Source organism: Rhodococcus sp. AC861 (assembly GCF_979256035.1).
Genome location: NZ_CEEDMW010000004.1, coordinates 284,348 through 306,839, shown reverse-complemented (window position 1 = coordinate 306,839; position 22,492 = coordinate 284,348). Strand labels below are relative to the sequence as shown.

The 22,492-nt window shown below is 67.3% G+C and carries 20 protein-coding genes; 9 read left to right on the top strand and 11 right to left on the bottom strand.

Annotation, left to right across the window (positions count from 1 at the left end):
- The first annotated feature begins 1 nt into the window (after nt 1).
- Entirely contained in the window at nt 2-985 is a 984-nt protein-coding gene (locus tag AC0IX4_RS14935; RefSeq protein ID WP_082042840.1) for a ribose-phosphate diphosphokinase, read from the top strand.
- A 58-nt stretch (nt 986-1,043) separates the two neighbouring features.
- Here the strand turns inward: AC0IX4_RS14935 and egtD are convergent, their stop codons facing one another.
- The 4 genes from egtD to egtA are packed head-to-tail and all read right to left on the bottom strand — an operon-like array spanning nt 1,044 to nt 5,403.
- A complete protein-coding gene (gene egtD, locus AC0IX4_RS14930) occupies nt 1,044-2,042 on the bottom strand; it encodes an L-histidine N(alpha)-methyltransferase (RefSeq protein ID WP_042574794.1) in 999 nt (332 codons plus the stop codon).
- Nucleotides 2,043-2,089: 47 nt separating this feature from the next.
- Complete coding sequence (egtC, locus tag AC0IX4_RS14925) at nt 2,090-2,830, bottom strand: ergothioneine biosynthesis protein EgtC (RefSeq protein ID WP_471829646.1); 741 nt, start codon at nt 2,828-2,830, stop codon at nt 2,090-2,092.
- A 3-nt stretch (nt 2,831-2,833) separates the two neighbouring features.
- Nucleotides 2,834-4,174: an ergothioneine biosynthesis protein EgtB gene (egtB, locus tag AC0IX4_RS14920; protein ID WP_042574792.1), complete on the bottom strand. Its 1,341-nt coding sequence runs from the start codon at nt 4,172-4,174 to the stop codon at nt 2,834-2,836.
- Nucleotides 4,171-5,403, bottom strand: a complete 1,233-nt coding sequence (egtA, locus tag AC0IX4_RS14915) for an ergothioneine biosynthesis glutamate--cysteine ligase EgtA (RefSeq protein ID WP_042574791.1) — start codon at nt 5,401-5,403, stop codon at nt 4,171-4,173. Before egtA ends, egtB begins: the two co-directional genes overlap by 4 nt.
- A gap of 110 nt (nt 5,404-5,513) precedes the next feature.
- Here egtA and AC0IX4_RS14910 point away from each other — a divergent pair, with 110 nt between their 5' ends.
- From AC0IX4_RS14910 to pth, 3 genes are all read left to right on the top strand, one after another.
- Nucleotides 5,514-6,719, top strand: coding sequence for an aminotransferase class V-fold PLP-dependent enzyme (locus AC0IX4_RS14910; protein WP_471829643.1), 1,206 nt, complete (start codon nt 5,514-5,516; stop codon nt 6,717-6,719).
- Nucleotides 6,720-6,918: 199 nt separating this feature from the next.
- Entirely contained in the window at nt 6,919-7,584 is a 666-nt protein-coding gene (locus tag AC0IX4_RS14905) for a 50S ribosomal protein L25/general stress protein Ctc (protein WP_042574790.1), read from the top strand.
- Nucleotides 7,585-7,664: 80 nt separating this feature from the next.
- Nucleotides 7,665-8,243, top strand: a complete 579-nt coding sequence (gene pth, locus AC0IX4_RS14900; RefSeq protein ID WP_471829640.1) for an aminoacyl-tRNA hydrolase — start codon at nt 7,665-7,667, stop codon at nt 8,241-8,243.
- A 4-nt stretch (nt 8,244-8,247) separates the two neighbouring features.
- Here the strand turns inward: pth and AC0IX4_RS14895 are convergent, their stop codons facing one another.
- Entirely contained in the window at nt 8,248-9,882 is a 1,635-nt protein-coding gene (locus tag AC0IX4_RS14895; RefSeq protein WP_471829638.1) for a fatty acyl-AMP ligase, read from the bottom strand.
- Nucleotides 9,883-10,045: 163 nt separating this feature from the next.
- Here AC0IX4_RS14895 and AC0IX4_RS14890 point away from each other — a divergent pair, with 163 nt between their 5' ends.
- Complete coding sequence (locus AC0IX4_RS14890; RefSeq protein WP_042574788.1) at nt 10,046-11,686, top strand: peptide chain release factor 3; 1,641 nt, start codon at nt 10,046-10,048, stop codon at nt 11,684-11,686.
- Nucleotides 11,687-11,976: 290 nt separating this feature from the next.
- A complete protein-coding gene (locus AC0IX4_RS14885; protein WP_231568686.1) occupies nt 11,977-12,321 on the top strand; it encodes a hypothetical protein in 345 nt (114 codons plus the stop codon).
- A 217-nt stretch (nt 12,322-12,538) separates the two neighbouring features.
- Here the strand turns inward: AC0IX4_RS14885 and AC0IX4_RS14880 are convergent, their stop codons facing one another.
- The 4 genes from AC0IX4_RS14880 to AC0IX4_RS14865 form a co-directional block, all read right to left on the bottom strand.
- Nucleotides 12,539-13,222 carry a fasciclin domain-containing protein gene (locus AC0IX4_RS14880; RefSeq protein ID WP_042574786.1) on the bottom strand — a complete coding sequence of 228 codons (684 nt, stop codon included), beginning with the start codon at nt 13,220-13,222 and terminating at the stop codon, nt 12,539-12,541.
- Between the two features lie 163 nt (nt 13,223-13,385).
- Nucleotides 13,386-14,060 (bottom strand): DUF4166 domain-containing protein, encoded by a 675-nt coding sequence (locus AC0IX4_RS14875; protein ID WP_471829637.1) that lies wholly within the window; start codon nt 14,058-14,060, stop codon nt 13,386-13,388.
- Nucleotides 14,061-14,149: 89 nt separating this feature from the next.
- A complete protein-coding gene (locus AC0IX4_RS14870; protein ID WP_042574785.1) occupies nt 14,150-15,934 on the bottom strand; it encodes an ABC-F family ATP-binding cassette domain-containing protein in 1,785 nt (594 codons plus the stop codon).
- Nucleotides 15,934-16,884, bottom strand: a complete 951-nt coding sequence (locus tag AC0IX4_RS14865; protein WP_471829635.1) for a 4-(cytidine 5'-diphospho)-2-C-methyl-D-erythritol kinase — start codon at nt 16,882-16,884, stop codon at nt 15,934-15,936. Before AC0IX4_RS14865 ends, AC0IX4_RS14870 begins: the two co-directional genes overlap by 1 nt.
- Nucleotides 16,885-16,969: 85 nt before the next feature.
- Here AC0IX4_RS14865 and AC0IX4_RS14860 point away from each other — a divergent pair, with 85 nt between their 5' ends.
- Nucleotides 16,970-17,950 carry a helix-turn-helix transcriptional regulator gene (locus AC0IX4_RS14860; RefSeq protein WP_042574783.1) on the top strand — a complete coding sequence of 327 codons (981 nt, stop codon included), beginning with the start codon at nt 16,970-16,972 and terminating at the stop codon, nt 17,948-17,950.
- Here the strand turns inward: AC0IX4_RS14860 and rsmA are convergent.
- Both rsmA and AC0IX4_RS14850 read right to left on the bottom strand, forming a co-directional pair.
- Complete coding sequence (gene rsmA / locus AC0IX4_RS14855; protein WP_042574782.1) at nt 17,926-18,801, bottom strand: 16S rRNA (adenine(1518)-N(6)/adenine(1519)-N(6))-dimethyltransferase RsmA; 876 nt, start codon at nt 18,799-18,801, stop codon at nt 17,926-17,928. The two genes, AC0IX4_RS14860 and rsmA, sit on opposite strands and share 25 nt — an antisense overlap.
- Before the next feature lie 25 nt (nt 18,802-18,826).
- Nucleotides 18,827-19,954: a resuscitation-promoting factor gene (locus AC0IX4_RS14850; protein ID WP_042574781.1), complete on the bottom strand. Its 1,128-nt coding sequence runs from the start codon at nt 19,952-19,954 to the stop codon at nt 18,827-18,829.
- 381 nt (nt 19,955-20,335) lie between these two features.
- Between AC0IX4_RS14850 and AC0IX4_RS14845 the strand changes: the two genes are divergently transcribed.
- The gene (locus AC0IX4_RS14845) at nt 20,336-21,724 is read left to right on the top strand and encodes an amino acid ABC transporter substrate-binding protein/permease (protein ID WP_082043072.1); all 1,389 of its coding nucleotides are present in this window, start codon (nt 20,336-20,338) and stop codon (nt 21,722-21,724) included.
- Nucleotides 21,721-22,488: an amino acid ABC transporter ATP-binding protein gene (locus AC0IX4_RS14840; RefSeq protein WP_327212880.1), complete on the top strand. Its 768-nt coding sequence runs from the start codon at nt 21,721-21,723 to the stop codon at nt 22,486-22,488. The genes AC0IX4_RS14845 and AC0IX4_RS14840 overlap by 4 nt, the downstream gene beginning before the upstream one ends.
- Nucleotides 22,489-22,492 lie beyond the last annotated feature (4 nt).

The following is a 22,492-nucleotide window of genomic DNA, read 5'->3' as shown; positions in this document are numbered from 1 at the left end:
AGTGACCACAGCCAACTGGATCGACAACCAGAAGAACTTGATGCTCTTCTCCGGTCGCGCTCATCCCGAGCTGGCCGCGCAGGTAGCCGAGGAACTGGGAATCGAGGTCACCCCTCAGACGGCCCGCGACTTCGCGAACGGCGAGATCTTCGTCCGCTTCGAGGAGTCCGTCCGCGGTTCCGACGCGTTCGTGCTCCAGAGCCATCCGTTCCCGCTGAACACATGGCTCATGGAACAGCTCATCATGATCGACGCGCTCAAGCGCGGATCGGCCAAGCGCATCACCGCGATTCTGCCGTTCTACCCCTACGCCCGCCAGGACAAGAAGCACCGCGGCCGCGAGCCCATCTCCGCACGCCTGGTCGCCGACCTGCTCAAGACGGCCGGCGCCGACCGCATCATCACGGTCGATCTGCACACCGATCAGATCCAGGGCTTCTTCGACGGCCCGGTCGACCACATGCATGCGCACAGTCAGCTCGCCGACCACATCCGCGAGGGCTACAACCTCGAGCACATCACCGTGGTCTCCCCCGACTCCGGCCGTGTGCGCGTCGCGGAGAAGTGGGCCGACTCGCTCGGCGGGGCACCGCTGGCGTTCATCCACAAGACGCGAGACCCGTTGGTGCCCAACCAGGTCAAGTCGAACCGCGTGGTCGGTGACGTCGAGGGACGCACCTGCATCCTGATCGACGACATGATCGACACCGGCGGCACCATCGCCGGCGCGGTGAAGGTGCTCAAGGAAGCCGGCGCGGGCGATGTCGTCATCGCCGCCACGCACGGCGTGCTGAGCCACCCGGCCGCGGAGCGCCTCGCCTCGTGCGGCGCCAAGGAGGTCGTCGTGACCAACACGCTGCCCATCAGCGACGACAAGCTGTTCCCGTCGCTGACAGTGCTCTCCATCGCACCTCTGCTCGGCAAGACGATCCGCGAGGTCTTCGAGAACGGTTCCGTGACTTCCCTGTTCAACGGCAACGCATAGGACGGCTCGGGCCGAGACGGAAACTCCGTCTCGGCCCGCCGGTCGTTCTCGGTCGTGACTACCTCCGAGCGAGAACCACTGCGAAGCGCTCGTCCGCATCCGTCCAGAACTGATCGACGGCGAATCCCGCCGCGGCGAGTTCGCCCGTGATGGATTCCCGTCGGAACTTCGCCGAGATCTCGGTACGCATCTCTTCGCCTGCGGCGAAGTCCACGTCGAGGTCGAGTTCCTCGACCCGCACCGTGTGGGCGCGCCGTGAGCGCAGCCGCATCTCGATCCACTCGTTCCGCTCGTCCCAGACCGCGACATGCTCGAAGTCGTCGGTGTCGAACGTGGCATTCAGCGTCCCGTTGAGCACCGACAACACGTTGAGGTCGAACTGCGCGGTGACTCCCTCCGCGTCGTCGTACGCCGGAACGAGAACTGCCGGGTCGATCACCAATCCGACTCCCAGGAGCAGGAACTCGCCCGTGTTCAGGGTGCGCGCGAGGTCGGTGAGGAAGTCCGAGCGTTCCTGCGGCACCAGGTTGCCCAGCGTCCCACCGAGGAACGCGATGGTGCGCCGACCACCGGACGGTAACGCGCCCAGGGCACTACGACCGAGCTCCGATGTGCCCGCTATGTCCGTGAAATCGCTGACCACGCCGTGCACGTCGAGGGTCGGGTACTCGCGGCCCAGATCCTCCATCGCCCCGGTGAGCGCCGACGGCGACACGTCCTGCGGAACGTAGCGACGCAGAGTGCCGTGCTCGAGCCCGGCGGACAGCAGCAGCCGAGTCTTGTCCGACGAGCCGGACCCCAACTCGATCAACACCTCGCTGTCGGTGATGCGCGCGATGTCGGCTGCACGTTCGGCCAGGATGCCGCGCTCGGTCCTGGTGGGGTAGTACTCCTCGAGTTCGGTGATCCGCTCGAACAGCTCGCTCCCCGTGGCGTCGTAGAAGTACTTCGGCGGCAACCACTTGGGGGTGGCGGTGAGCCCGCGGAGGGCATCCTCGCGCAGGGACTTCTGCAGGTCCTCTGCGGTGATGTGGATGTCCAGTGACGGCGCTGTCATGGCGAACTCCTGTGGTCGGTGCGGATGAAGCAGTGCGGACGAGAGCGTCAGAACGTGTCGACGTGGAGAGAACCGACAGCGGCGGTAACGACGCTACGGTCGGGTATTCGGTGCCACCCCGGGCGATCGTCGAGCGGTTCCGACGCGAGCAGGACACTGTCGTCGGTCGAGAGCGCGAACAGCGAGTGATATTTCGTCGTCGCCCACAGGGTGTCACCGTCGGACAGCAGGAAGTTCAGACGCGAGTCGGGCGCTGCGGCGTCCACATCGACGACGAGTCCGGTGAGAGCGTCGAGCGGGGCGCTCTCGACGAGACGATCGCGGAGTATCGCCCACAGCACAGCCGAATCCGTGGGCGCTGCAAGCGTCATCAACGACTCCACCGGGATCTTCGCCGCCAGCGATCCCACCGAGTGCGGCCATCCCGCCACGACACCGTTGTGACTGAACGCCCACCGCCCGTCCACGAACGGAGCGCAGGCGGACCGCTCGACGGGCATTCCGACAGTTGCGGACCTGACCGCGGCGAGCACGGCCGTCGATTCGATATGGGTCAAGGTGTCGGTGACGGCCGGGTCCGACCACATCGGGAAAGCATTCCGATACGCCGACGCGGTGCGTGCGCCGGACCCCGACCACCAGGCAGCCCCGAAGCCGTCGGCATTGATCGTGCCGCCGCCGCGCATTTCCCGAGGGGCCCAACTCTGCGTCAGCAGAGACGTCGGCCCCGCGGTGACGACGTGCCCGACGGAACGGCGCGGGCCGAGGTAGCCCAGGTGTCGACACATCGGCTACTGGGCCCCCACGTCGCGGGCACACCGGAAGCCCGCGAAGATCTGACGTCGGATCGGGTGATCCCAGTTGCGGAACGTGGCGCGAACGGCCGTCTGATCGGTGCCGAAGGACCCGCCGCGCAACACCTTGTAGTCACCGCCGAAGAAGACCTCCGAGTACTCGGGGTACGGAAACATCTCGAAACCCGGATACGGCTCGAAGTCGGAGGACGTCCACTCCCACACGTCGCCCATCAACTGCTCGACACCGAGGGCCGACGCTCCCTGGGGGTACGCGCCGACATCGGCAGGCTCGAGGTGGCGTTGCCCGAGGTTCGCGTGCGACTCGTCGCCGTCCGCCTCACCCCACGGATTCCGGCGCGACGTCCCGGTGGTCGGGTCGAACCGTGCAGCCTTCTCCCACTCGGCTTCGGTGGGCAGTCGCTTCCCCGCCCACCGCGCGTAGGCGTCGGCCTCGAACCAGCACACGTGCACGACGGGCTGAGCGGGCCGGATCTGCTTGTTCTCCCCGAACACTCGCCGCCACCACAACCCGTCGTCGCCGCGAGCCCAGAACTGAGGCGCCGAGAGCTCCGCCTCGAGCCGGTGCGCCCAGCCGCGCTCGGACCACAGTTCGGGGCGTTCGTACCCGCCGTCGGTGATGAAGCGGATGTAGTCACCGTTGGTGACGGGGACTGCGTCGATCGCGAACGTCGGGACGTCCACCTGATGCGCGGGACGCTCGTTGTCCAACGCCCACGGGTCGTCGCTGGTGCCCATCTCGAACGGCCCGCCGGGAACGATGATCTCGGCGTCTTCGGACACCGGAACGAGCGCCGCCGGCGACTCCGGGGCGTGGAGAACCGGCGCGCCCGTGCGCAGTTGGTGCGTCGCGAGCATCGTCTCGTCGTGCTGCTGCTCGTGTTGCGCGACCATGGCGAACACGAAACCGTGTTCGACCAGCCGGCTCTCCTCGAAAGTGCAGCGTTGCAGCGCCTTCCGAGACAATGCTCGCACCGTGTCCACGTAGTCCCGCGCCTGCGCCGGAGTCAGCAGGTCGAGTCCGGGCCTGGAGGACCGCGAATGGCGGAACGCGTCGTAGAGATCGTCGATCTCCGCACGGACGGCGTCGAACCCGCCGACGTCCCGCGCCAACCACAGTTCCTCCTGGTTGCCGATGTGCGCCAGATCCCAGACCAGGGGGCTCATCAGCGGCGACACCTGCTCGCGCAGGCCGTCGCCGTCCAGGCAGTCCGTGAGGGACAGCGTCCGTGCACGGCTGCGGTCGAGCATCGCGGCCAACCGATCGCGCAGGGCGACCCGATCGGTCGTCACGTCGGTGGTCAGGTCGGTGGTCATCGAGAGAACTCCTGTCGGCTGTCGTCGAGCATCGCTGTGGGTGCGCGTCCGGCCGCGCACCGGTGTGCCGCGTCCGCCAACCGCTCGGCTGCCGCGCCGTGCGCCGTGTCGGCGGCGAGCGTGAGCAGGCCGTGCGCGGCGACCCGGATGTCGGTGTCCGCGAGACCGTCCCGTGCCGCGTCCTCCCACCGATCCATCGTGTGGCGGGCCAGATCTCGTGCCTCGGCAGCAACCGCCTCCGTGGAGAGCAGCGCGTCGACCGCGTACATCGGCACGTCCCACAACCCGTCCGGCTGACCGTCGAGGTACCGGATCTCCAGATGCCCGCTGGCACGGACGAGGGGGAAGACCGTGGTGAGGTGGTAGTCCAGATCGGCCGTGGTCGGACGGCGGCCCAGCTCCTCGTCGAGGTCGCCGGCGATCCACTGGGCGAACGTCGAATCCTCGGGTGGCTCGACCAACGTGCCACCGCGGCGGACGCAGAGCAGCGGGACGTCCATCACCCACCGCGCATAGTCCGACGCAGGGTCCACGCCGAGCGGAACACGAGTGCGGGTGCGGTCGAGTTCGAACCACGTCCGCATACGCTGCGACGCCCACTTGCCCTCCGGCACACCGTGGAGCACCGGCGTAGTGGCGAACGCGGCGAGCAGCGCCGGCCCGATGGCATGCACGGTGTCCCACCTGTCCCGGATACGGCGACTGTCCTCCCCCGCATCGATGCTGACCTGCACTGCGGCGGTGTTGCACATCATCAGCTTGCCGTAGGGGCCGTGCCGTTGGAATCGTCGTTCCATCGCGCAGTAGCGAGGAAGTGTCAGGAGCCGTTCCGGGTCGCGGACCGCATCCGCGCCGCCTCCGTCGAGCGTGATGCCCTGCGTGGCAAGAAGATCGACCAAGAGACGGTGATCGCCGGCAAGGGAGTCCACGACGTGGTCGATGGTCGTGGCAGGTGCGGAGGACAATTCGATCTGCCCTCCCGGCTCGACGGAGACGATGCTTCCGGAGCGGAGAGCGAGAGCGGGCGAATCGGACCGAAGAGACTGTGGGGTATGGACTCCCAGGGCCTCGGCGACCGCATCGAGAGACGGGCGCGTTCCGGTCGCCGTGCGGGTGAACCATTCGAGCTCGGCGCCGATGAGCCTCGGCGGGCCCACCTTGAAGCACACCCTCGCTATGTAGGTCTCCGCGGCCGGACGCGAACTGACATCGGGAGAAGTGGACGTCATGCAAGCCTCCGCTCGGTACGGAACTCGTGGTGCGAGCCCCCGGTCTTCTCTACCCCGCCCCGTTCGAGACTAATCGCTCCCGCGACCGGGCGCCGGTACTGTCCGTACCGATGAGCGTGAGTGAAGCACCCCCCACCGACACCGTCGACATCGATGCCGTTCGGGCCGATACCCCGGCGGCCGCGCACGGCGTCTTCCTCGACAGTGCCGGTTCGTCGCTTCCGCCCCGACCGGTCGTGGAGACCGTCATCGGCCATCTCCGACGAGAGGAAGAGGTCGGCGGCTATCGCGCGGCGCGGGAACGCGCGGACGACGTGGCCGCGGTGCGCACGTCCGTCGGACGGCTCGTCGGTGCTCCAGCGTCGAGCATCGCGCTCTCGGACAGCGCGACGCGAGCCTGGTGCGACTTCTTCTACGCGGTCCCGCTCTCACCCGGCGATCGCATCCTGATCTCGTCGGTCGAGTACGCCACCAACGCCATCGCAGCACTGCAGCGGGCACGACACACCGGCGCCGTCGTCGAGGTCGTCCCGAGCGACGGGTCCGGTTCGATCGACCTCGCCGCGTTCGAGGCGATGATGGACGACCGGGTGGCCTTGGTGTCCCTCGTGCACGCACCGACCAACAGCGGGCTTCTCAACCCCGTCCGAGAAGTCGCGGACATCGCGCATCGATTCGGCGCTCTCGTCGTTCTGGATGCGTGCCAGTCGGTCGGACAGAGCTCGCTCGACCTGCCCCGACTGGGTGTCGACGCCTTGTCGGCGACCGGGCGCAAGTGGCTCCGAGGGCCGCGCGGCACCGGATTCCTCGCTGTCGCGGAGTCGGTGCTCGACACCCTCGAGCCGCGCTCACTGGATCTCCACAGCGCCTCCTGGACGGGCCCGGACACCTACACCGTCGCCTCGGACGCGACCCGATTCGAGACGTGGGAGCACGACGTCGCCGCGCGCCTGGGTCTCGGTGCCGCCGTCGATTACCTGCTCGACCTGGGTGTCGACGCGGTGGAGGCAGCGGTGCGACTGCGAGCCGACCGACTGCGGGTCGCCCTGGCCGACACCGCGGGCATCTCCGTCCGCGATCCGGGTGAGCGCCGCACCGGCATCGTCACGTTCACCGTCGACGGAGTGGACACCACCGCGGTCAAGGACGCACTCGCAGCGCGGGACATCACCGTGACCGTCAGCCCGGCGTCGTCGACATTGCTGGACATGACGGCGCGCGGACTGGACTCCGTGGTGCGAGCATCCCCCCACTACTTCCTGACTCTCGACCAGATCGACGAGGCGGCCGACGCCTGCCGCGCCCTGGTCCGGTAGCACTGTCCGGACATCCGATTAACCTCCGGCATCCATGGTCCGGTAATGTCGACCGAGTTGTCTCGGCGAGGGTGACGTCCACGTGTATGGGTGTCACCGTGATCGACGCAGGCACGGTCGTCAGCGGCCGTCCTCGTTCGTGTCCACGCCGGGCGAGTAGTACCCCGCCGCACACGTCTTTCGAGGAGTTCTCTCACACATGTCCGACACCAATGCCATCAAGGCCACCACTCGCACCGAGTTCGGCAAGGGCGCAGCTCGCCGCACCCGCCGCGACGGCCTCGTGCCGGCCGTCCTCTACGGTCACGCCACCGAGCCCAAGCACCTCGCGCTCAACGCCCGCGACTTCGCCGCGATCCTGCGTGCCGACGGCACCAACGCGGTCGTCGAGCTCGACGTCGACGGCGAGAAGCACCTCGCGCTGACCAAGTCGGTCGTCGTCCACCCGATCCGTAACTACATCGAGCACGCCGACCTGCTGGTCATCCGTCGCGGCGAGAAGGTCACGGTCGAGATCAACGTCGTCGTCACCGGCGACGCAGCCCCCGGCGCACTGGTCACCACCGATGCGAACGCCATCGAGATCGAGGTCGACGCCACGCAGATCCCCGAGCAGTTCGAGGTCTCCGTCGAGGGCGCCGAGATCGGCACCCAGATCCTGGCCAGCTCCGTCGAGCTCCCCAAGGGCGCGACGCTGATCTCCGATCCCGAGCTCCTCCTCGTCAACGTCGTCGAGGCGCCCAGCGAGGCAGCCCTCGAGGCCGAGGGTGCAGGCGACCTGGCCAGCAACGTCGCCGCCGAGGAAGAAGAAGCAGTCGAGGACAGCTCCGCAGCCGACGAGGCCGCAGCAGCCGACGAGAACTGACCTACTTCGTACGACTCACGGCGCGCCTTCCTCGGAAGGCGCGCCGTTGTCGTCGATTACTGCGAAAGTGACTGGTGGACATGACCGATCGGCCCGCTCTGGTGATCGGACTCGGCAATCCCGGGCCCCAGTACGACCGCACCCGGCACAACATCGGCACCGTGGTGGTCGATGCACTGACCGCGCGCATGCGAGGTTCGTTCTCCTCCCACAAGCGCAGCAATTCCGATGTGCTGCAGGCGCGTCTGGGTGATCGGCCGGTCATCCTCGGCAAACCCCGTTCGTACATGAACGAGTCCGGCGGGCCCGTCGCGAATCTGGCCCGGTTCTTCTCGGTCGCGCCGGCGGACATCATCGTCGTCCACGACGAGTTGGACGTCGATCTGGGTCTCGTCCGCCTCAAGTTCGGTGGCGGCGAGGGTGGCCACAACGGACTCCGCTCGATCTCGAAGTCGTTGTCCACGAAGGATTATCTTCGTGTGCGCGTCGGTGTGGGCCGTCCGCCGGGACGGATGGATCCCGCGGCGTACGTGCTCAAGCCCTTCGCCGCGGCCGAGCGGGACGAGGTCTCGGTCGTCGTCGAAGAGGCTGCCGACGCCGTGGAACTGCTCCTGAAGACGACCCTCGAGGACGCGCAGAACCGCGTGCACCGCCCCTGATCGATCAGCCCAGAAGTGACGCCGAGTTCGCGCGTCGCAACTTGCCCGAGGACGTCTTCGGGATGGTGCCGGGGCCGAGTACCGCGACGGTTCGCGGTCGCACCCCCACCTCCGACACGACTGCGTGCACGATGTCGCGCTCGATGCGCTTGACCGCCTCGGGATCGCCGATCTCGTTGGTTTCCGCTGCGACGGCGAAACTTTCGCGCTTCTGACCCGCGTCGAGCCGGATGGCCACCGCATTGCCGGGGCGGACACCCGCCACCGTGCCCACCGCGCGTTCGATATCGGTCGGGTAGATGTTGCGGCCACCCATGATGATGACGTCCTTGATGCGCCCGCACACCACCACCAGGTCGTCCTCGGTGAAGTAGCCGATGTCGCCGGTGTCGAGCCAGCCGTCCGCGTCCTGCGCCGAGACGGGTCCGTCGACGGTGACGTAGCCGGGCGTCACGGCCTTTCCTCTCACCTGGATGACACCGACGCCGCGGCGGGGAAGTACCTGCCCCTCGGTGTCGACGACGCGTCCCTCGAGATTGGGCACCATCTGCCCGAGCGTCGCGAGTCGGCGCACGTTGCCCTTGGTCGACGGGACGGCGCGGCCCATCACCTCGAGAAGATCGGCATCGACCTCGTCGAGCACCTGACCTCGATCGCGCACGGGAATCGACACCGCCAGCGTCGTCTCCGCCATCCCGTAGACGGGCGCCAGCGCGGTGGGCGCCAGTCCGAACCGGGCGCCGGCATCGGCGAGGGCGAGCATCGTGTCGGGATCGACCGGCTCGGCGCCGTTCCACGCGTAGCGCAGCGTCGACAGATCCAGTGCCGTGTCGTCCGGCGCCTGCTTGAGTCTGCGTGCGAGCAACGAGTAGGCGAAGTTGGGCGCGGCGGTCACGGTGCCGCGGTACTTGTCGATCAGCTGTGCCCACAGCAGCGGCGAGCGGAGGAAGTCGATGGGCGTGATGCTGACGACTTCCGCACCGACCTGCATCGGCACGGACAGGAACCCGACCATGCCCATGTCGTGGAACAGCGGCAGCCAGCTGACCATCACATCGGTGTCCAGCGAGTACTCGATGCGGTCGATCATGGCGTAGGCATTGACGTAGAAGTTCTCGTGCGTGATGCGGACGGCCTTCGGCGACCCCGTCGACCCGGACGTGAGCTGCTGCAGCGCGATGTCGGACTCGTCGGTGTGCACGGGGTCCGTGTCCTCACCGCCGCGCAGATCGTCGATGGTCAGCACGGTGATCCCGCGCTCCTCGAGGATGGGCGCCGCAGCATCGAAGGGTGCTCCGAGGACGACGGCACGGCAGTCGATCATCCGGATCACGGTTTCCGTGTCCTCCCCCCACAGGGCGAGATCGGTGCGGGGAGTGGGCTGATGGAGCATCGTCACCGATGCGCCCCGCATCCAGGCCGCTTGGCACGACGGCGCGATGTCGACGGGCTGACCGGCCAGGATGCCGATGGCGTCACCCCGTGAGACACCGGCTGCGGCGAGCCCACCGGCCATCCGACGGGCGACCGTGTGAATTTCTCCCCATGTCTGCCGCAGGGGCGCATCCGGCTCACCGGTGACGAGGCCTCGGTCCGTCGTGGCCGCGGTCGCGTACATCTCCTCGGTGAACTTGCTCAACGTCGCTCCTTCATCGGTGGTGTGTGCAGGGTCCGCGCACCACTGTTACATCCGGCCTACGGTGACCGCTGTTACGGACGGACGGGCTCGGCGTGTCGGCCGAGTACCCTGGATACGTTCCGACCAGTGACCCGGCATCTGCGGTCACCGAAGAAAGGCCTTCGTGAGCACCCCGTCCGTCGACACCGACACCACCACCGCGGTCCCCGCGACCGGCACCACCCCGCCGAAGAATCTTCGGCGCGAGGTGGACCGACGTCGGACCTTCGCCGTGATCTCGCACCCGGACGCGGGAAAGTCGACCCTCACCGAAGCTCTCGCCCTGCACGCCCGCAAGATCTCCGAGGCCGGAGCGATCCACGGCAAGGCGGGGCGTCGTTCGACCGTCTCCGACTGGATGGAGATGGAGAAGGCCCGCGGCATCTCCGTCAGTTCGACGGCGCTGCAGTTCGAGTACGCGGATCACACCATCAACCTGGTGGACACTCCCGGGCACGCCGACTTCTCCGAGGACACGTATCGCGTCCTGACGGCGGTGGACGCCGCCGTCATGTTGATCGATGCCGCGAAAGGGCTCGAGCCGCAGACGCTCAAGCTGTTCCAGGTGTGTCGGCACCGCGGCATTCCCGTGATCACCGTGATCAACAAGTGGGACAGGCCCGGCCGCTCTCCCCTGGAACTGCTGGACGAGATCGACGAGCGCATCGGTCTGACGCCCACTCCCCTGTTCTGGCCGGTGGGGATCGCCGGCGACTTCCGCGGCCTGCTCGATGTCTCGGAGCAGCAGTACATCCACTTCACCCGCACCGCCGGCGGCGCCACCATCGCTCCCGAGGAATTCATGGGTGCCGACGCCGCGGCCTCGCGTGAGGGCGAGGAGTGGACCACCGCTGTCGAGGAGAGCGAACTGTTGGTCGAGAGCGGCCAGCACCATGACGAGGACGCGTTCCTCGCCGGCCGGACGTCGCCGGTGATCTTCGCGTCCGCGATGTTGAACTTCGGCGTCCACCAGATCCTCGACACCCTGGTCTCGTTCGCTCCGGCGCCCGGCCCCCGGCCGGACATCGCCGGCGGAGAGCGTGAGGTCACCGACCCGTTCAGCGCCGTGGTGTTCAAGGTGCAGGCCGGTATGGACACCGCCCACCGTGACCGGTTGGCATTCATGCGCGTCGTGTCCGGTGTGTTCGAACGCGGCATGGTGGTCACGCATGCCCAGACCGGCAAGCCGTTCACCACCAAGTACGCGCTGACGGTGTTCGGCCGTGAGCGCACCACGGTGGAGAACGCGTATCCGGGTGACGTCGTCGGACTGGTCAACGCGACGGCGCTGGCACCCGGCCACACCCTGTACGCGGACCGGAAGGTCGAGTTCCCCCCGATTCCGTCGTTCGCGCCCGAACATTTCTCGGTACTGCGCGCCGAGAGCGCAAGCAAGTACAAGCAGTTCCGTCGCGCGGTCGACCAGATGGACCAGGAAGGCGTCGTGCAGATCCTGCGTAACGACATCCGCGGAGATGCCTCTCCCGTCCTGGCTGCCGTCGGCCCGATGCAGTTCGAAGTGGTCGCAGCGCGTATGAAGTCGGAGTTCGGTGTCGAAGCGCGGATGGAACCGCTGGGGTACTCGATCGCTCGACGTACCGACGCGGAGTCGGCAGGCGAGCTGGGGCGGCAACGAGGCATCGAGGTCTTCACCCGTAGCGACGGCGTGCTGTTGGCACTGGTCAGCGACAAGTGGCGCCTGCAATACATCCAGAAGGAGATGCCGGAGCTCACTCTGGAGCCTCTGGTTGCCGCCGCCGACTGACGGCTTGGGATATCTCCGTAACTCGCCTCACCATTGTTGGGGCAATATCTAGTCCTTTGGGCGATATATAGGCGTTACTTCGATCTCGTGGTACTTTTTTTCTGTTCGAACGTACTTCTGGTTTGTTCTTGGAAGTTGTTCGAGACACGTACCGAGACGATCGAGGAGTAGTCCGAACAATGAGCGACGGATCAAGCGGGCCTTTGACGGGCATCAAGATCGGCAAAGCACCTGCCCATCGGTCTACCCGGACACCCACGAACGCCACCCCGAAACCGAGTGAGGTCGACATGACAACCAGTGATCAGATTTCCGAACACGCGTTGCCTGGCGGCAGCTCGTCCACCAACGGCTCGTCGAACGGCAGCAGCTTCGCCGCCGGTCGTCACCCCAGCCCCGACCGCCGCACCGCGATGGGCATCGCGTCCATCCGCATCGCCGGTCGCCTGACGCAGAACGAGATCACCAGCCGGGACACGCGTCCGATGGATTCCTCCACCGGCCCCGACGAGCTTCTCCAGCTTCTCGGCGAGTACCTCACCTCCGGTGGGCTCGCGAGCCCCGAGCTGCACGTCCGTTCCAACGGCACCACGGTCGTCCTCGACCTGCAGAACCCCGCCAAGGGCTTCCGCTGATCGACAGCAACACCTGATACGACCGAAGCCCCCGGCATCGACACGCCGGGGGCTTCGTCGTGTGCACACTGCGGTCCGACCCAGCACGCACAAAGGCGACCCGAGAAGAATCTCGGGTCGCCTTGTGCTACTTCACGACGGACACAGTCGGGGGACGACCGTCGAGAAGAGAGTTGTTCGTACTACCGGTCACGCAGATTCACTCGGAAGGAGTGGATCATGCGGGGGGCATCATGACCGAGTCGACGAGGTAGACGGTCGCGTTAGCGGTCTTGACGCCACCGCACACCAGGTTGGAGTCGTTGAACTTGAGCGACTCGCCCTCACCGGTGACGTTGACTGCCTGGCCCTCGACGGAGGTCTGCTCGCCGGCGATGGCGTCGGGAGCGATCTGGCCGGGGATCACGTGGTACGTGAGGATCTTGGTCAGCAGCGCCGAGTCGGTCTTCAGCGTCTCGATGGTGGCGGGGTCGATCTTGGCGAACGCGTCGTCGGTCGGGGCGATGACGGTGAACTCGGAGCCGTTCAGCGTGTCGACCAGGTTGACGCCCGGGTTCAGTCCACCGGAAACCGCTGCGGTGAGCGTCTTCAGGATCGGGTTGTTCGAGGCAGCGACGGCGACCGGATCGGCAGCCATTCCGCTCACGGAGCCGGCGCCGTCCGGGACCTGCTCGGCGTAGCCGGCGCAGCCGGAGCCGACGAGGTTGGAGGCCGGATCGGCACTGGAGTTCATGGCGGTGCTGGACGACATGGCGGACGACGACGAGGTCATCGACTCCATGCTGCTCGTGGCGGTGTCGGTGGCAGTGCTGCTGTCATCGGACGAACATGCGGACAGTCCGAGGAGTGCGACTGCTGCGAAGCCGACTGCAACTGCACTCTTGCTCTTGGTGACGCTCATGGCGAGAAACCCTTCGTTTACGGAACTTGTAGCCGCTCACCGCCGGTGATGATCACCGGCCGCTGTCGGTTGTGTCATCCACCATTCGGATCCGGGTCCCATGGGGGATTGGTGACGGTTGTGAGAAAAATTCCCACCTGCTCGAACGGCAGTCTCCGCGCTCCTACTCGCGCGGATCAGTGCGCGTCGGACCCAGTTCCGGCGGAAGATCGGTCGGAAGGCAGGTTTCCTGCGTCGCGGTGAACCATCCCGTGTACCGAAACAGTTGTCCCAGAGTGCGTCCGCGCACTTGGATGTCGATGCGGTGACGTTGCTGCTCCTCGTCCCACCACTCGCGGCCGGTCGTCTCCGCGGACAGGATGCCCGGCGGCTTGATCGATCCACGAGGTGCCAGGAACCGGGGAAGGCCGCTGTCGAGTTGCAACCCGCCGTCCGCATCCGCGGAACACTGTGTGTGAACGACCATGTCGGGACCGGACCCGATGTAGTCCAGGGCCCCACGGGAGCCGAGGACCATCACCGAGTCCAGCGCGACCTCGTGGCCGGGGAACTGGAAGCGACGGACGAACGCGAGCGTCGGCCGACCCAGGTCGTCGGTGTACGCGTAATTTGCGATGGTGAACGGGATGTCCGTGCCGGACGAGGAGGGCACCATCTTGCGCTTACCGCCGAGCCACAGCGCCGGTGGCGGAAGCAACGCCGAGTGCGAAATGGATTCCATGACACCGGTTCCGAACTGTGCGACATGATCGTCCGCACCGAAACCGAAGCGCCACTGCACTTTCGGATGAAGCTTCTCGAACTCCGAGCCCATGACTTCGGACACGACGGATGCCATCGTCACTCCTGCCGCACATCGCGGTCGCCCATCGACCGCCCGAACGCGAGAGTAGCCCGACCCGGCGAGGCCGGGTCGGGCGCGAGCGGTCAGCCGAGTTCTTCGGCCAGCTCCATCCACCGCTCCTCGACGGAGTCCTTCTCCGCGACGACGGTGAGCAACTCGGCGTTGAGCGACTGCAGCGTGGACGGATCCGTCGCGGACTCGGCCAGCGAGGCGTGCAGCGCGCGGACCTTGTCGTCCAGCTTGACCAGCGAACGCTCGAGCTTGGAGAGCTCCTTGCGGGCGGCGCGCTCGTCGGCGCCACCCTTGGCTGCCGCCGACTTCGCTCCCCCGCCGGACGACATGCCGGGAGCTGCGTCGTCGGCCGCGGCGATCTTCGCCCGTCGACGCAGATACTCCTCGATGCCACCCGGAAGGTTGGTCAGCTTGCCGTCACCGAACAACGCCCAGGTCGAGTCGCAGACACGCTCGATGAGGTACCTGTCGTGGCTGATCACGATCATCGTGCCGGCCCAGCCGTCGAGTAGATCCTCGAGCTGCTGGAGCGTGTCGATGTCGAGGTCGTTGGTCGGCTCGTCGAGAAGCAGAACGTTCGGTTCGGACATCAGGACACGCGTCAGTTGCAGTCGACGGCGCTCGCCACCCGACAGATCGCCGACCGGTGTGCGTTGACGCGCGGGTGTGAACCCGAGACGCTCGGCGAGCTGTCCTGCCGAGATCTCTCTGTCGCCCAACTGGATTCGCTCCGCGACATCCTGGACCGCCTCGAGCACCCGCATACCCACCGGGAGGTCGTCGAGTTCCTGGCGGAGCCACCCGATGCGCACCGTCGTGCCCTGGATACGTTTGCCCGTCGCCGGTTCCAGCTCGCCTGCGATGGTGCGCAGCAAGGTGGTCTTGCCGGATCCGTTCACCCCGACCAGACCGATGCGCTCGCCCGGCGCGAGGCGCCACGTGAAGTCCTCGACCAGAATTCGACCGTCGGGCGTCGCCAACGTGGCGTCCTCGAGCTCGATGACGATGCGTCCGAGCCGCGTCTGCGCGAACTTCGACAGCGCCACCGAATCGCGGGGCGGAGGCACGTCGGAGATCAGTGCCTCGGCGGCCTCGATGCGGTAGCGGGGCTTCGAGGTACGAGCGGGCGGGCCACGCCGCAGCCATGCCAGTTCCTTGCGGGCGAGGTTGCGGCGACGGTCCTCCGCGGCGTCGGCCTGGCGAGAGCGCTCCGCGCGGGCGAAGATCCAGTCCGCGTAGCCGCCCTCGTACGTCTCGACCTGTCCGTTCACCACTTCCCAGGTGCGGGTGGCGACGGTGTCGAGGAACCAGCGATCGTGGGTGACGACGACCAGCGACGAACGCCGGTTTACCAGATGCTCGGCCAACCACTGCACGCCCTCGACGTCGAGGTGGTTGGTGGGCTCGTCGAGGACGAGCAGGTCGAGGTCCTGGACCAGGGCCGCCGCGAGTGCGGTGCGCCGACGCTCGCCACCGGAGAGCTGTTCGACCGGTGCATCCAGTCCCAGACCGGTGATGCCGATGCCGTCGAGGACACTGCGGATCCGCGAATCCCCGGCCCACTCGTGCTCGGCGACTCCGAGGGGCGCGAGCACGATGTCGCCGATCGTGGATCCCGGCGGGAGGACGCCGCGCTGCGTCACGACGGCCATCCGCAGGCCACCGACGCGGCTGACGCGACCGGAGTCCGGCTGCTCCACCCCGGCGAGGACTTCGAGCATCGTCGTCTTGCCGTTGCCGTTGAGACCGACGACTCCGATGCGTTCGTTCTCCTGCACGCCCAGTGAGACGTTCTCGAGCAACGGCTTGACGCCGAAGGATTTGGAGACCTGCTCCAGGTTGATCAGGTTGGCCATCAGTGTTGTCCCCGGTTCGTGTCGTTCTGGTCGCGTTCGGTGCGCACTCGCGCTCCGCTTACCGGTCCACGTGCCACGCGTACCGTGCGGCAGACGCCGGCGCCGGAGAGTTCCGCGCCCACCTCCACCGCGTGATCCTCCGATGCACAGAGGAAGGCGCAGGTAGGACCCGAGCCGGAGACGATGCCCGCGATCGCGCCCGCCTCGATCCCCGCGCGCAGGGTCCGTCTCAGCCCCGGCTCCAGCGACAGCGCCGCGGCCTGCAGGTCGTTGCCCAGCAGTGGGCCCACACGCGCGGGATCCCCGGACGCGAGAGCCTGCATCAGCTCGTCCGGCGATCCCAGCCGCGGAGGTTCACCGCGCTCACGCAGGCGGTCGAGTTCGGCGTACACGGCAGGGGTGGACAGACCACCCTTCGCCAGCGCCAACACCCAGTGGAACGAGTTACGCGACAGGACGGGCAGCAGCTTCTCCCCGCGCCCGGTGCCGACGGCCGTGCCGCCCGAGACCGAGAACGGCACGTCGCTCCCCAGCTGCGCGGCGAAGTCCATGACGGTGGAGCGCGACAGACCGAGGCTCCACAACGCGTCGAGCGCGACGATCGTAGCGGCCGCGTCGGCACTGCCGCCGGCCATGCCGCCGGCGACGGGAATTCCCTTGTCGATGGTGATCGCGACCGAGGGCGCGCGGCCGGCGTGAACGGCCACCAACTCGGCCGCCTTCCACGCCAGGTTGCTGCTGTCGGTGGGCACGGACGCCGCGTCGTCACCGAGAACGGTGACCGACAACGACTCGGCGGCGACGACGGAGACGTCGTCGACGAGCGAGAGGGCGTGGAAGACGGTGGTGAGTTCGTGATAGCCGTCGGGGCGCAGGTCACCGACTGCGAGATGCAGATTGACCTTGGCGGGGGCGCGGACCGAGACCGGCCGCGGAACGACTGTGAGCACGACATATCACTCTAGTCGGCCGACGGACAAGGTCCGAACCGGATAGAGGACACCTGCCGTCCGCTATCGGGAGCATTATGGGCGCATGCGTGAGACCTCGGCCCGACTGCTCGCCCTGCTGTCCCTCCTGCAGACGCGTCGCGACTGGTCCGGTCAGGATCTCGCCGAGCGCCTGCAGATCACTCCGCGAACGGTGCGCCGTGACGTGGACCGACTGCGATCGCTCGGCTATCCGGTGGACGGCACCGTGGGGGTCGGCGGCGGCTACCGCCTCGGTGCGGGCGCCGAGATGCCGCCGCTGCTGCTCAGCGACGACGAGGTCATCGCCGTGGCCGTCGGGTTGCAGAGCGGCGCGTCGGCGTCGGTGATCGGGACGGCCGAGTCGGCGGTCGGCGCGCTCGCGAAGTTGCGGCAGGTGATGCCGTCGCGGCTCCAGCACCGGCTCGACGCTCTGACGATCGACGTTCTTCCGTCCGCACGACCCGTGCCCTCCCGCGTCGACGTGGCGGTGCTGACCGGCATCGCGACGGTATGTCAGAACCACGAACGCCTGCGCTTCGACTACCGCACACATACCGGTGACGTCATGCGGCGCGAGGTCGAGCCCTACCGCCTGGTCAGGTCGGGGATGCGGTGGTACCTGGTGGGGTGGGATCTGGCGCGAGAGGACTGGCGCTCGTTCCGGGTGGATCGCATGGAGACCAAGATTCCCACCGGCCCCCGGTTCACGCCGCGCGACCTGCCCGAGGGCGGGGCGGCCGAGTTCGTCGCCCGCGGCATCGATCGCGCCTTCTCCGCCGCTCGTGGCCGGGTGATCCTGCACGTCCCGGCCGGCGACGTCGAGCACCTCGTCGACCCCGAGTGGGGAACTCTGGAGACGATCGACGACGCGCGATGCGCGGTGGCCGTGACCTCGGACAGTTACACCTCGATGGCGCGCTGGCTGTCGGCGTTCGACGTCGACTTCACAGTGGTCGGGCCGGACGATCTGGTGCAGGCCTGCCGGATCGAAGCGGACCGGCACAGTCGGCTGGCGCGTCGCTACGCCGGCGCCCTGGACGACTGAGCCAGGCGGACGAATGCCGCGGCGTCCAACGTCTCACCGCGCGCCGACGGGTCGACCCCGGCCTCGACGAGTCGGCGCTCCGCGTCCGCCGCGGACCCGGCCCAGCCGGCGAGTGCTGCACGAAGAGTTTTGCGGCGTTGCGCGAAGGCCGCATCCACGACGGCGAACAGCGTCTTCCGGAATGCCTCGTCCATGGGCCACTGCGGATCGGCATGACGATCGATCCGCACCAGACCCGACTCGACCTGCGGCACCGGCCAGAACACCGTGCGCCCCACCGCGCCCGCTCGGCGGACGTCACCGAAGTACGCCGCCTTGACGCTGGGAACTCCGTACGTCTTGCTGCCGGGAGGTGCGGCGAGTCGGTCGGCGACCTCCGACTGGACCATCACCAACGCCGTGCGCAGCGTCGGAACCAGGGCCAGCAGATGCAGAAGCACCGGGACGGCGACGTTGTACGGGAGATTGGCGACGAGGGCGGTCGGTGCGCCGGGAATCTGATCCCTGGTGACGCGCAACGCGTCGGCGCCGACGACGGCCAGTCGATCGGCGCGCTCCCCCGCACGCTCCGACACGGTACGGGGAAGTCGTTCTGCCAGAACGGGATCGATCTCGACGGCGACGACGTCGTGCACGACGTCGAGCAACGCCAACGTCAGCGATCCCAGACCGGGTCCGACCTCGAGCACCGTGTCGTCCGCGCCGACGCCGGCGGCCGAGACGATGCGACGCACGGTGTTGGCGTCGTGCACGAAGTTCTGCCCCAACGTCTTGGTCGGACGTAGGCCCAGCTCGGCCGCCAGTGTGCGAACTTCGGCGGGTCCCAGCAGCTGCACTCGGTTGTCTGACACAGGGGAAGAGTAGTCGGGCGCGGGACTAGCGCAGGCCCAGCTTGCTGGTGCAGGACGGCCAGGCGCCCCATCCCTGCGTCTCCTGGGTCTGCGTGGCGATGGCGATCTGCTCTTCTCTACTCGCGAGGTCGGCGCGGGGGGCGTACTTGAGACCGCCCTGACGCTCCCAGGTGTTCTGGTCGAACTGCACTCCGCCGAAGAAGCCGTTACCGGTGTTGATGGCCCAGTTGCCGGTCGCCTCGCACTGCGCGAGAGCGTCCCAGATGGACCCGTTCTGCACCGGCGGCACCTCGGTACCGGGCTTGGTGCCCACCCGGACGGTCTTGGCCACCGGCGGTGTGGTGACGTCCGCGGTGACGAGGGTGCGGGACACCTCGACGCCGTTGACCTTGTTCACCGAGTACGTCGCGTTCTGGACGCCGGGGGTGGCCGCGGACTCCTCGACGGTCTTGCTCTGGTTCATCGTCGGGTCCTCGATGCGCACGTCGGGTGCGTTCACCGGCTCGGTGACGGTCAGGGACTCGGTGCGATCGCGGGTGACGGTGATGGTCGCGCCGTCGACGAGGGGTTCGTCGGCCGCCGGCTCGACGGTGTCCTTCTGTACCAGCGGAGCACCGGCGGCCTCGAGGAGTTCACCGACGGTCGGTGCTGCCTTGCGCATCGGGGTGGGCGGGGCACCGCCGTCCGCCAGGACGACCGACTTGGGGAGAACGACGTTCACGGTGGCGCCGGCGAGGGGCAGCTGCGTGGTCTCGGGCTCGTCGATGTGGACGTCGGGAGCGATCCCGAGCTGGTCCTTGGCCTCGGCGACGGTGGTCGCGGTGGTCCAGACGGTGCTCGGTGCGCCGTCGACGGTGAGCGTGACCTCGCGAGCGCGACGCAGGGTCACCGTTTCCCCGTCCGCGAGGGGCGCGTCCGCGGACGGAGCGACCTCGTCCCGCGGCGTCGGCTCGTAGCCGGCGGCAGCGAGTGCGCTGCCGACATCGGTGGTCATGGTGGACAGCTGCACCTGCTGGCCGTCGACGTCGATGGTCACGGTCTTGTGGCGCGCGACGGCGACTCCGCCGCCCACGACGAGAGTGGCGAGCAGCGCGGCGACCACGATGTAGAGGAGGCGCGAGCGGGCAGAGTTCAGACGAGCGACATGCGACATCAGACGGCCTGCTCGGACATCGGGAGCACGTGCGGCATCACGGACGAATAACGCAACTTCGAATTCCTTGCTTGTTCGGGACACAACTCGTGTGCAGCACGGTCGATATCGGCCACAACGATCACGATACGGTAACGAGCGAGTGTGGGTTCGGCAACTTCGCGCCCCCGACGCCGGGGCAGGGACGGAAACCCGTGCCGTACCGGCCAGTAAGGGGTGTCGCGTCCCCCTCGGCCGATAGGGTCCGATCCGACCGACATCGCCGCACTCGGCGTCATCACCACTTGTGGAAGGCCCTCCGTGAACCCGACTCCCCCACCGCGTCTGCGACGACTCCGTCGCGTGCCGGTGATCACCGCCGTCGTGGCGCTCGTCGCGCTGATGCTCGCTCCCGCGGCGGGAGCCCAGCCGGCACCGCCGAGCTCGGTCGAGGGACGCACGTTCGCCGTTGCGACGGATGTCACGTTCGCGCCGTTCGAATTCCAGAACTCCGACGGCCAGTTCGTCGGCATCGACATGGACCTCATCCGCGCCATCGCCGACGACCAGGGATTCTCCGTCGACATCCGGCCGCTCGGATTCGACGCGGCGCTGCAAGCAGTGCAGGCCAATCAGGCCGACGCCGTCATCGCCGGTATGACGATCACGCCGGCGCGCGAAGCGGTGTTCGACTTCTCCGATCCGTACTTCGAATCCGGCGTACAGATGGCGGTGCTCGAGAACTCGTCCATCGCGTCGTACGACGACCTCGCCGGCAAGCAGGTCGCCGTCAAGAACGGCACCGAGGGCGCCGACTTCGCGGAGTCCATCAAGGACCAGTACGGCTTCACCACCCGCTACTTCGCGGACTCGGCCAGCATGTACGACGAGGTGCGCACCGGTAACTCGGTGGCCGTGTTCGACGACTACCCCGTGCTGCAGTACGGCATCACTCAGGGGAACGGCCTGAAGACGGTCACGGAGAAGGAATCTCCGAGCAACTACGGCTTCGCGGTGAACAAGGGCGCCAACGCCGAGCTTCTCGCCGCCTTCGACACCGGACTGAACAATCTGCGCTCGTCCGGCAAGTACGACGAGATCCTGAACACCTACATCGGCGCCGCGGCGGACGAGACCGACAACTCGATCCCCGGACTGATCAAGAGCGAGTACAAGGAACTGCTGAAGGGCCTCTGGCTGACCATCGTCCTGACGGTCATCTCGATCGTCCTGGCCTTGATCCTCGGCGCCGTGTTCGGACTCTTCCGGGTGTCGACCAAGGCGTGGTTGCGCGGCATCGGGGCCACCTACGTCGCGATCTTCCGTGGCACTCCGCTGCTGGTACAGGCGTTCTTCATCTACTTCGGCATCCCCGCGGCCCTGAGTTTCCAGATGTCCGCCTTCACCGCCGGCATCATCACGCTCTCGCTCAACGCCGGTGCCTACATGGCGGAGATCGTCCGCGGCGGCATCCTGTCCGTGGACAAGGGCCAGATGGAGGCCTCGCGCAGCCTGGGCATCAGCTACCTGACGTCGATGCGCAAGGTCGTGATGCCGCAGGCGATCCGGACCATGATCCCGTCCTACATCAACCAGTTCGTCATCACGCTGAAGGACACCTCGATCCTGTCGGTGATCGGCCTGGCCGAGCTCACCCAGTCGGGGCGCATCATCATCGCCCGCAACTTCCAGTCGTTCAACATGTGGCTGATCATCGGTGTCATGTACTTCGTCATCATCATGGCGTTGACGATGCTGTCGAACCGTCTCGAGAAGAGGATCAACAAGTGAGCACCGAAAGCATCGCGCCCGACGCCTCCGCGGGCGAGGTCAAGATCCGCGCCATCGGTCTGAAGAAGTCGTTCGGCGACCTCGAGGTGCTCAAGGGCCTCGACGTCGACGTCCACTCGGGTGAAGTGGTGTGCGTCATCGGCCCGTCCGGCTCGGGCAAGAGCACGTTCCTGCGCTGCCTGAACAAGTTGGAGGACATCACCGGCGGGACGGTCGTCGTCGACGGCTTCGATCTGACCGATCCCAAGGTGAACCTCGACTCCGTGCGCCAGCACATCGGCATGGTGTTCCAGCACTTCAATCTCTTCCCGCACATGAGCGTCGTCGAGAACGTGATGCTCGCCCCCGTCGAGACGAAGAAGGCCGACAAGGCGAAGGCGCGCGAGAACGCCGTGCGTCTGCTGGCCCAGGTCGGCCTGGCCGACAAGGAGAACGCCAAGCCCGCCCAGCTCTCCGGTGGGCAGAAGCAACGCGTCGCGATCGCGCGGGCGCTCGCGATGGATCCGGACATCATGCTGTTCGACGAGGCCACGAGTGCGCTCGACCCCGAGATGGTCGGCGAGGTGCTGCAGGTTCTCCGAGATCTGGCGAAGGGCGGCATGACCATGGTCGTCGTCACGCACGAGATGGGTTTCGCCCGTGAGGTCTCCGACCGTGTGATCTTCATGGCCGAGGGGTACATCGTCGAGGAGGGTTCTCCGGACGAGCTGTTCGGCAATCCGAAGAACGACCGGACGAGGGACTTCCTCGACAAGGTCCTGTAGTCAC

Excerpts from the sequence above, each read along its gene's own strand:
- egtD (WP_042574794.1), bottom strand. The coding sequence starts at position 2,042 with ATGACAGCGCCGTCACTGGACATCCACATCACCGCAGAGGACCTGCAG.
- egtC (WP_471829646.1), bottom strand. The coding sequence starts at position 2,830 with ATGTGTCGACACCTGGGCTACCTCGGCCCGCGCCGTTCCGTCGGGCAC.
- egtB (WP_042574792.1), bottom strand. The coding sequence starts at position 4,174 with ATGACCACCGACCTGACCACCGACGTGACGACCGATCGGGTCGCCCTG.
- egtA (WP_042574791.1), bottom strand. The coding sequence starts at position 5,403 with ATGACGTCCACTTCTCCCGATGTCAGTTCGCGTCCGGCCGCGGAGACC.
- AC0IX4_RS14910 (WP_471829643.1), top strand. The coding sequence starts at position 5,514 with ATGAGCGTGAGTGAAGCACCCCCCACCGACACCGTCGACATCGATGCC.
- AC0IX4_RS14905 (WP_042574790.1), top strand. The coding sequence starts at position 6,919 with ATGTCCGACACCAATGCCATCAAGGCCACCACTCGCACCGAGTTCGGC.
- pth (WP_471829640.1), top strand. The coding sequence starts at position 7,665 with ATGACCGATCGGCCCGCTCTGGTGATCGGACTCGGCAATCCCGGGCCC.
- AC0IX4_RS14885 (WP_231568686.1), top strand. The coding sequence starts at position 11,977 with ATGACAACCAGTGATCAGATTTCCGAACACGCGTTGCCTGGCGGCAGC.
- AC0IX4_RS14880 (WP_042574786.1), bottom strand. The coding sequence starts at position 13,222 with ATGAGCGTCACCAAGAGCAAGAGTGCAGTTGCAGTCGGCTTCGCAGCA.
- AC0IX4_RS14875 (WP_471829637.1), bottom strand. The coding sequence starts at position 14,060 with ATGGCATCCGTCGTGTCCGAAGTCATGGGCTCGGAGTTCGAGAAGCTT.
- AC0IX4_RS14870 (WP_042574785.1), bottom strand. The coding sequence starts at position 15,934 with ATGGCCAACCTGATCAACCTGGAGCAGGTCTCCAAATCCTTCGGCGTC.
- AC0IX4_RS14860 (WP_042574783.1), top strand. The coding sequence starts at position 16,970 with ATGCGTGAGACCTCGGCCCGACTGCTCGCCCTGCTGTCCCTCCTGCAG.
- AC0IX4_RS14850 (WP_042574781.1), bottom strand. The coding sequence starts at position 19,954 with ATGTCGCATGTCGCTCGTCTGAACTCTGCCCGCTCGCGCCTCCTCTAC.
- AC0IX4_RS14845 (WP_082043072.1), top strand. The coding sequence starts at position 20,336 with ATGCTCGCTCCCGCGGCGGGAGCCCAGCCGGCACCGCCGAGCTCGGTC.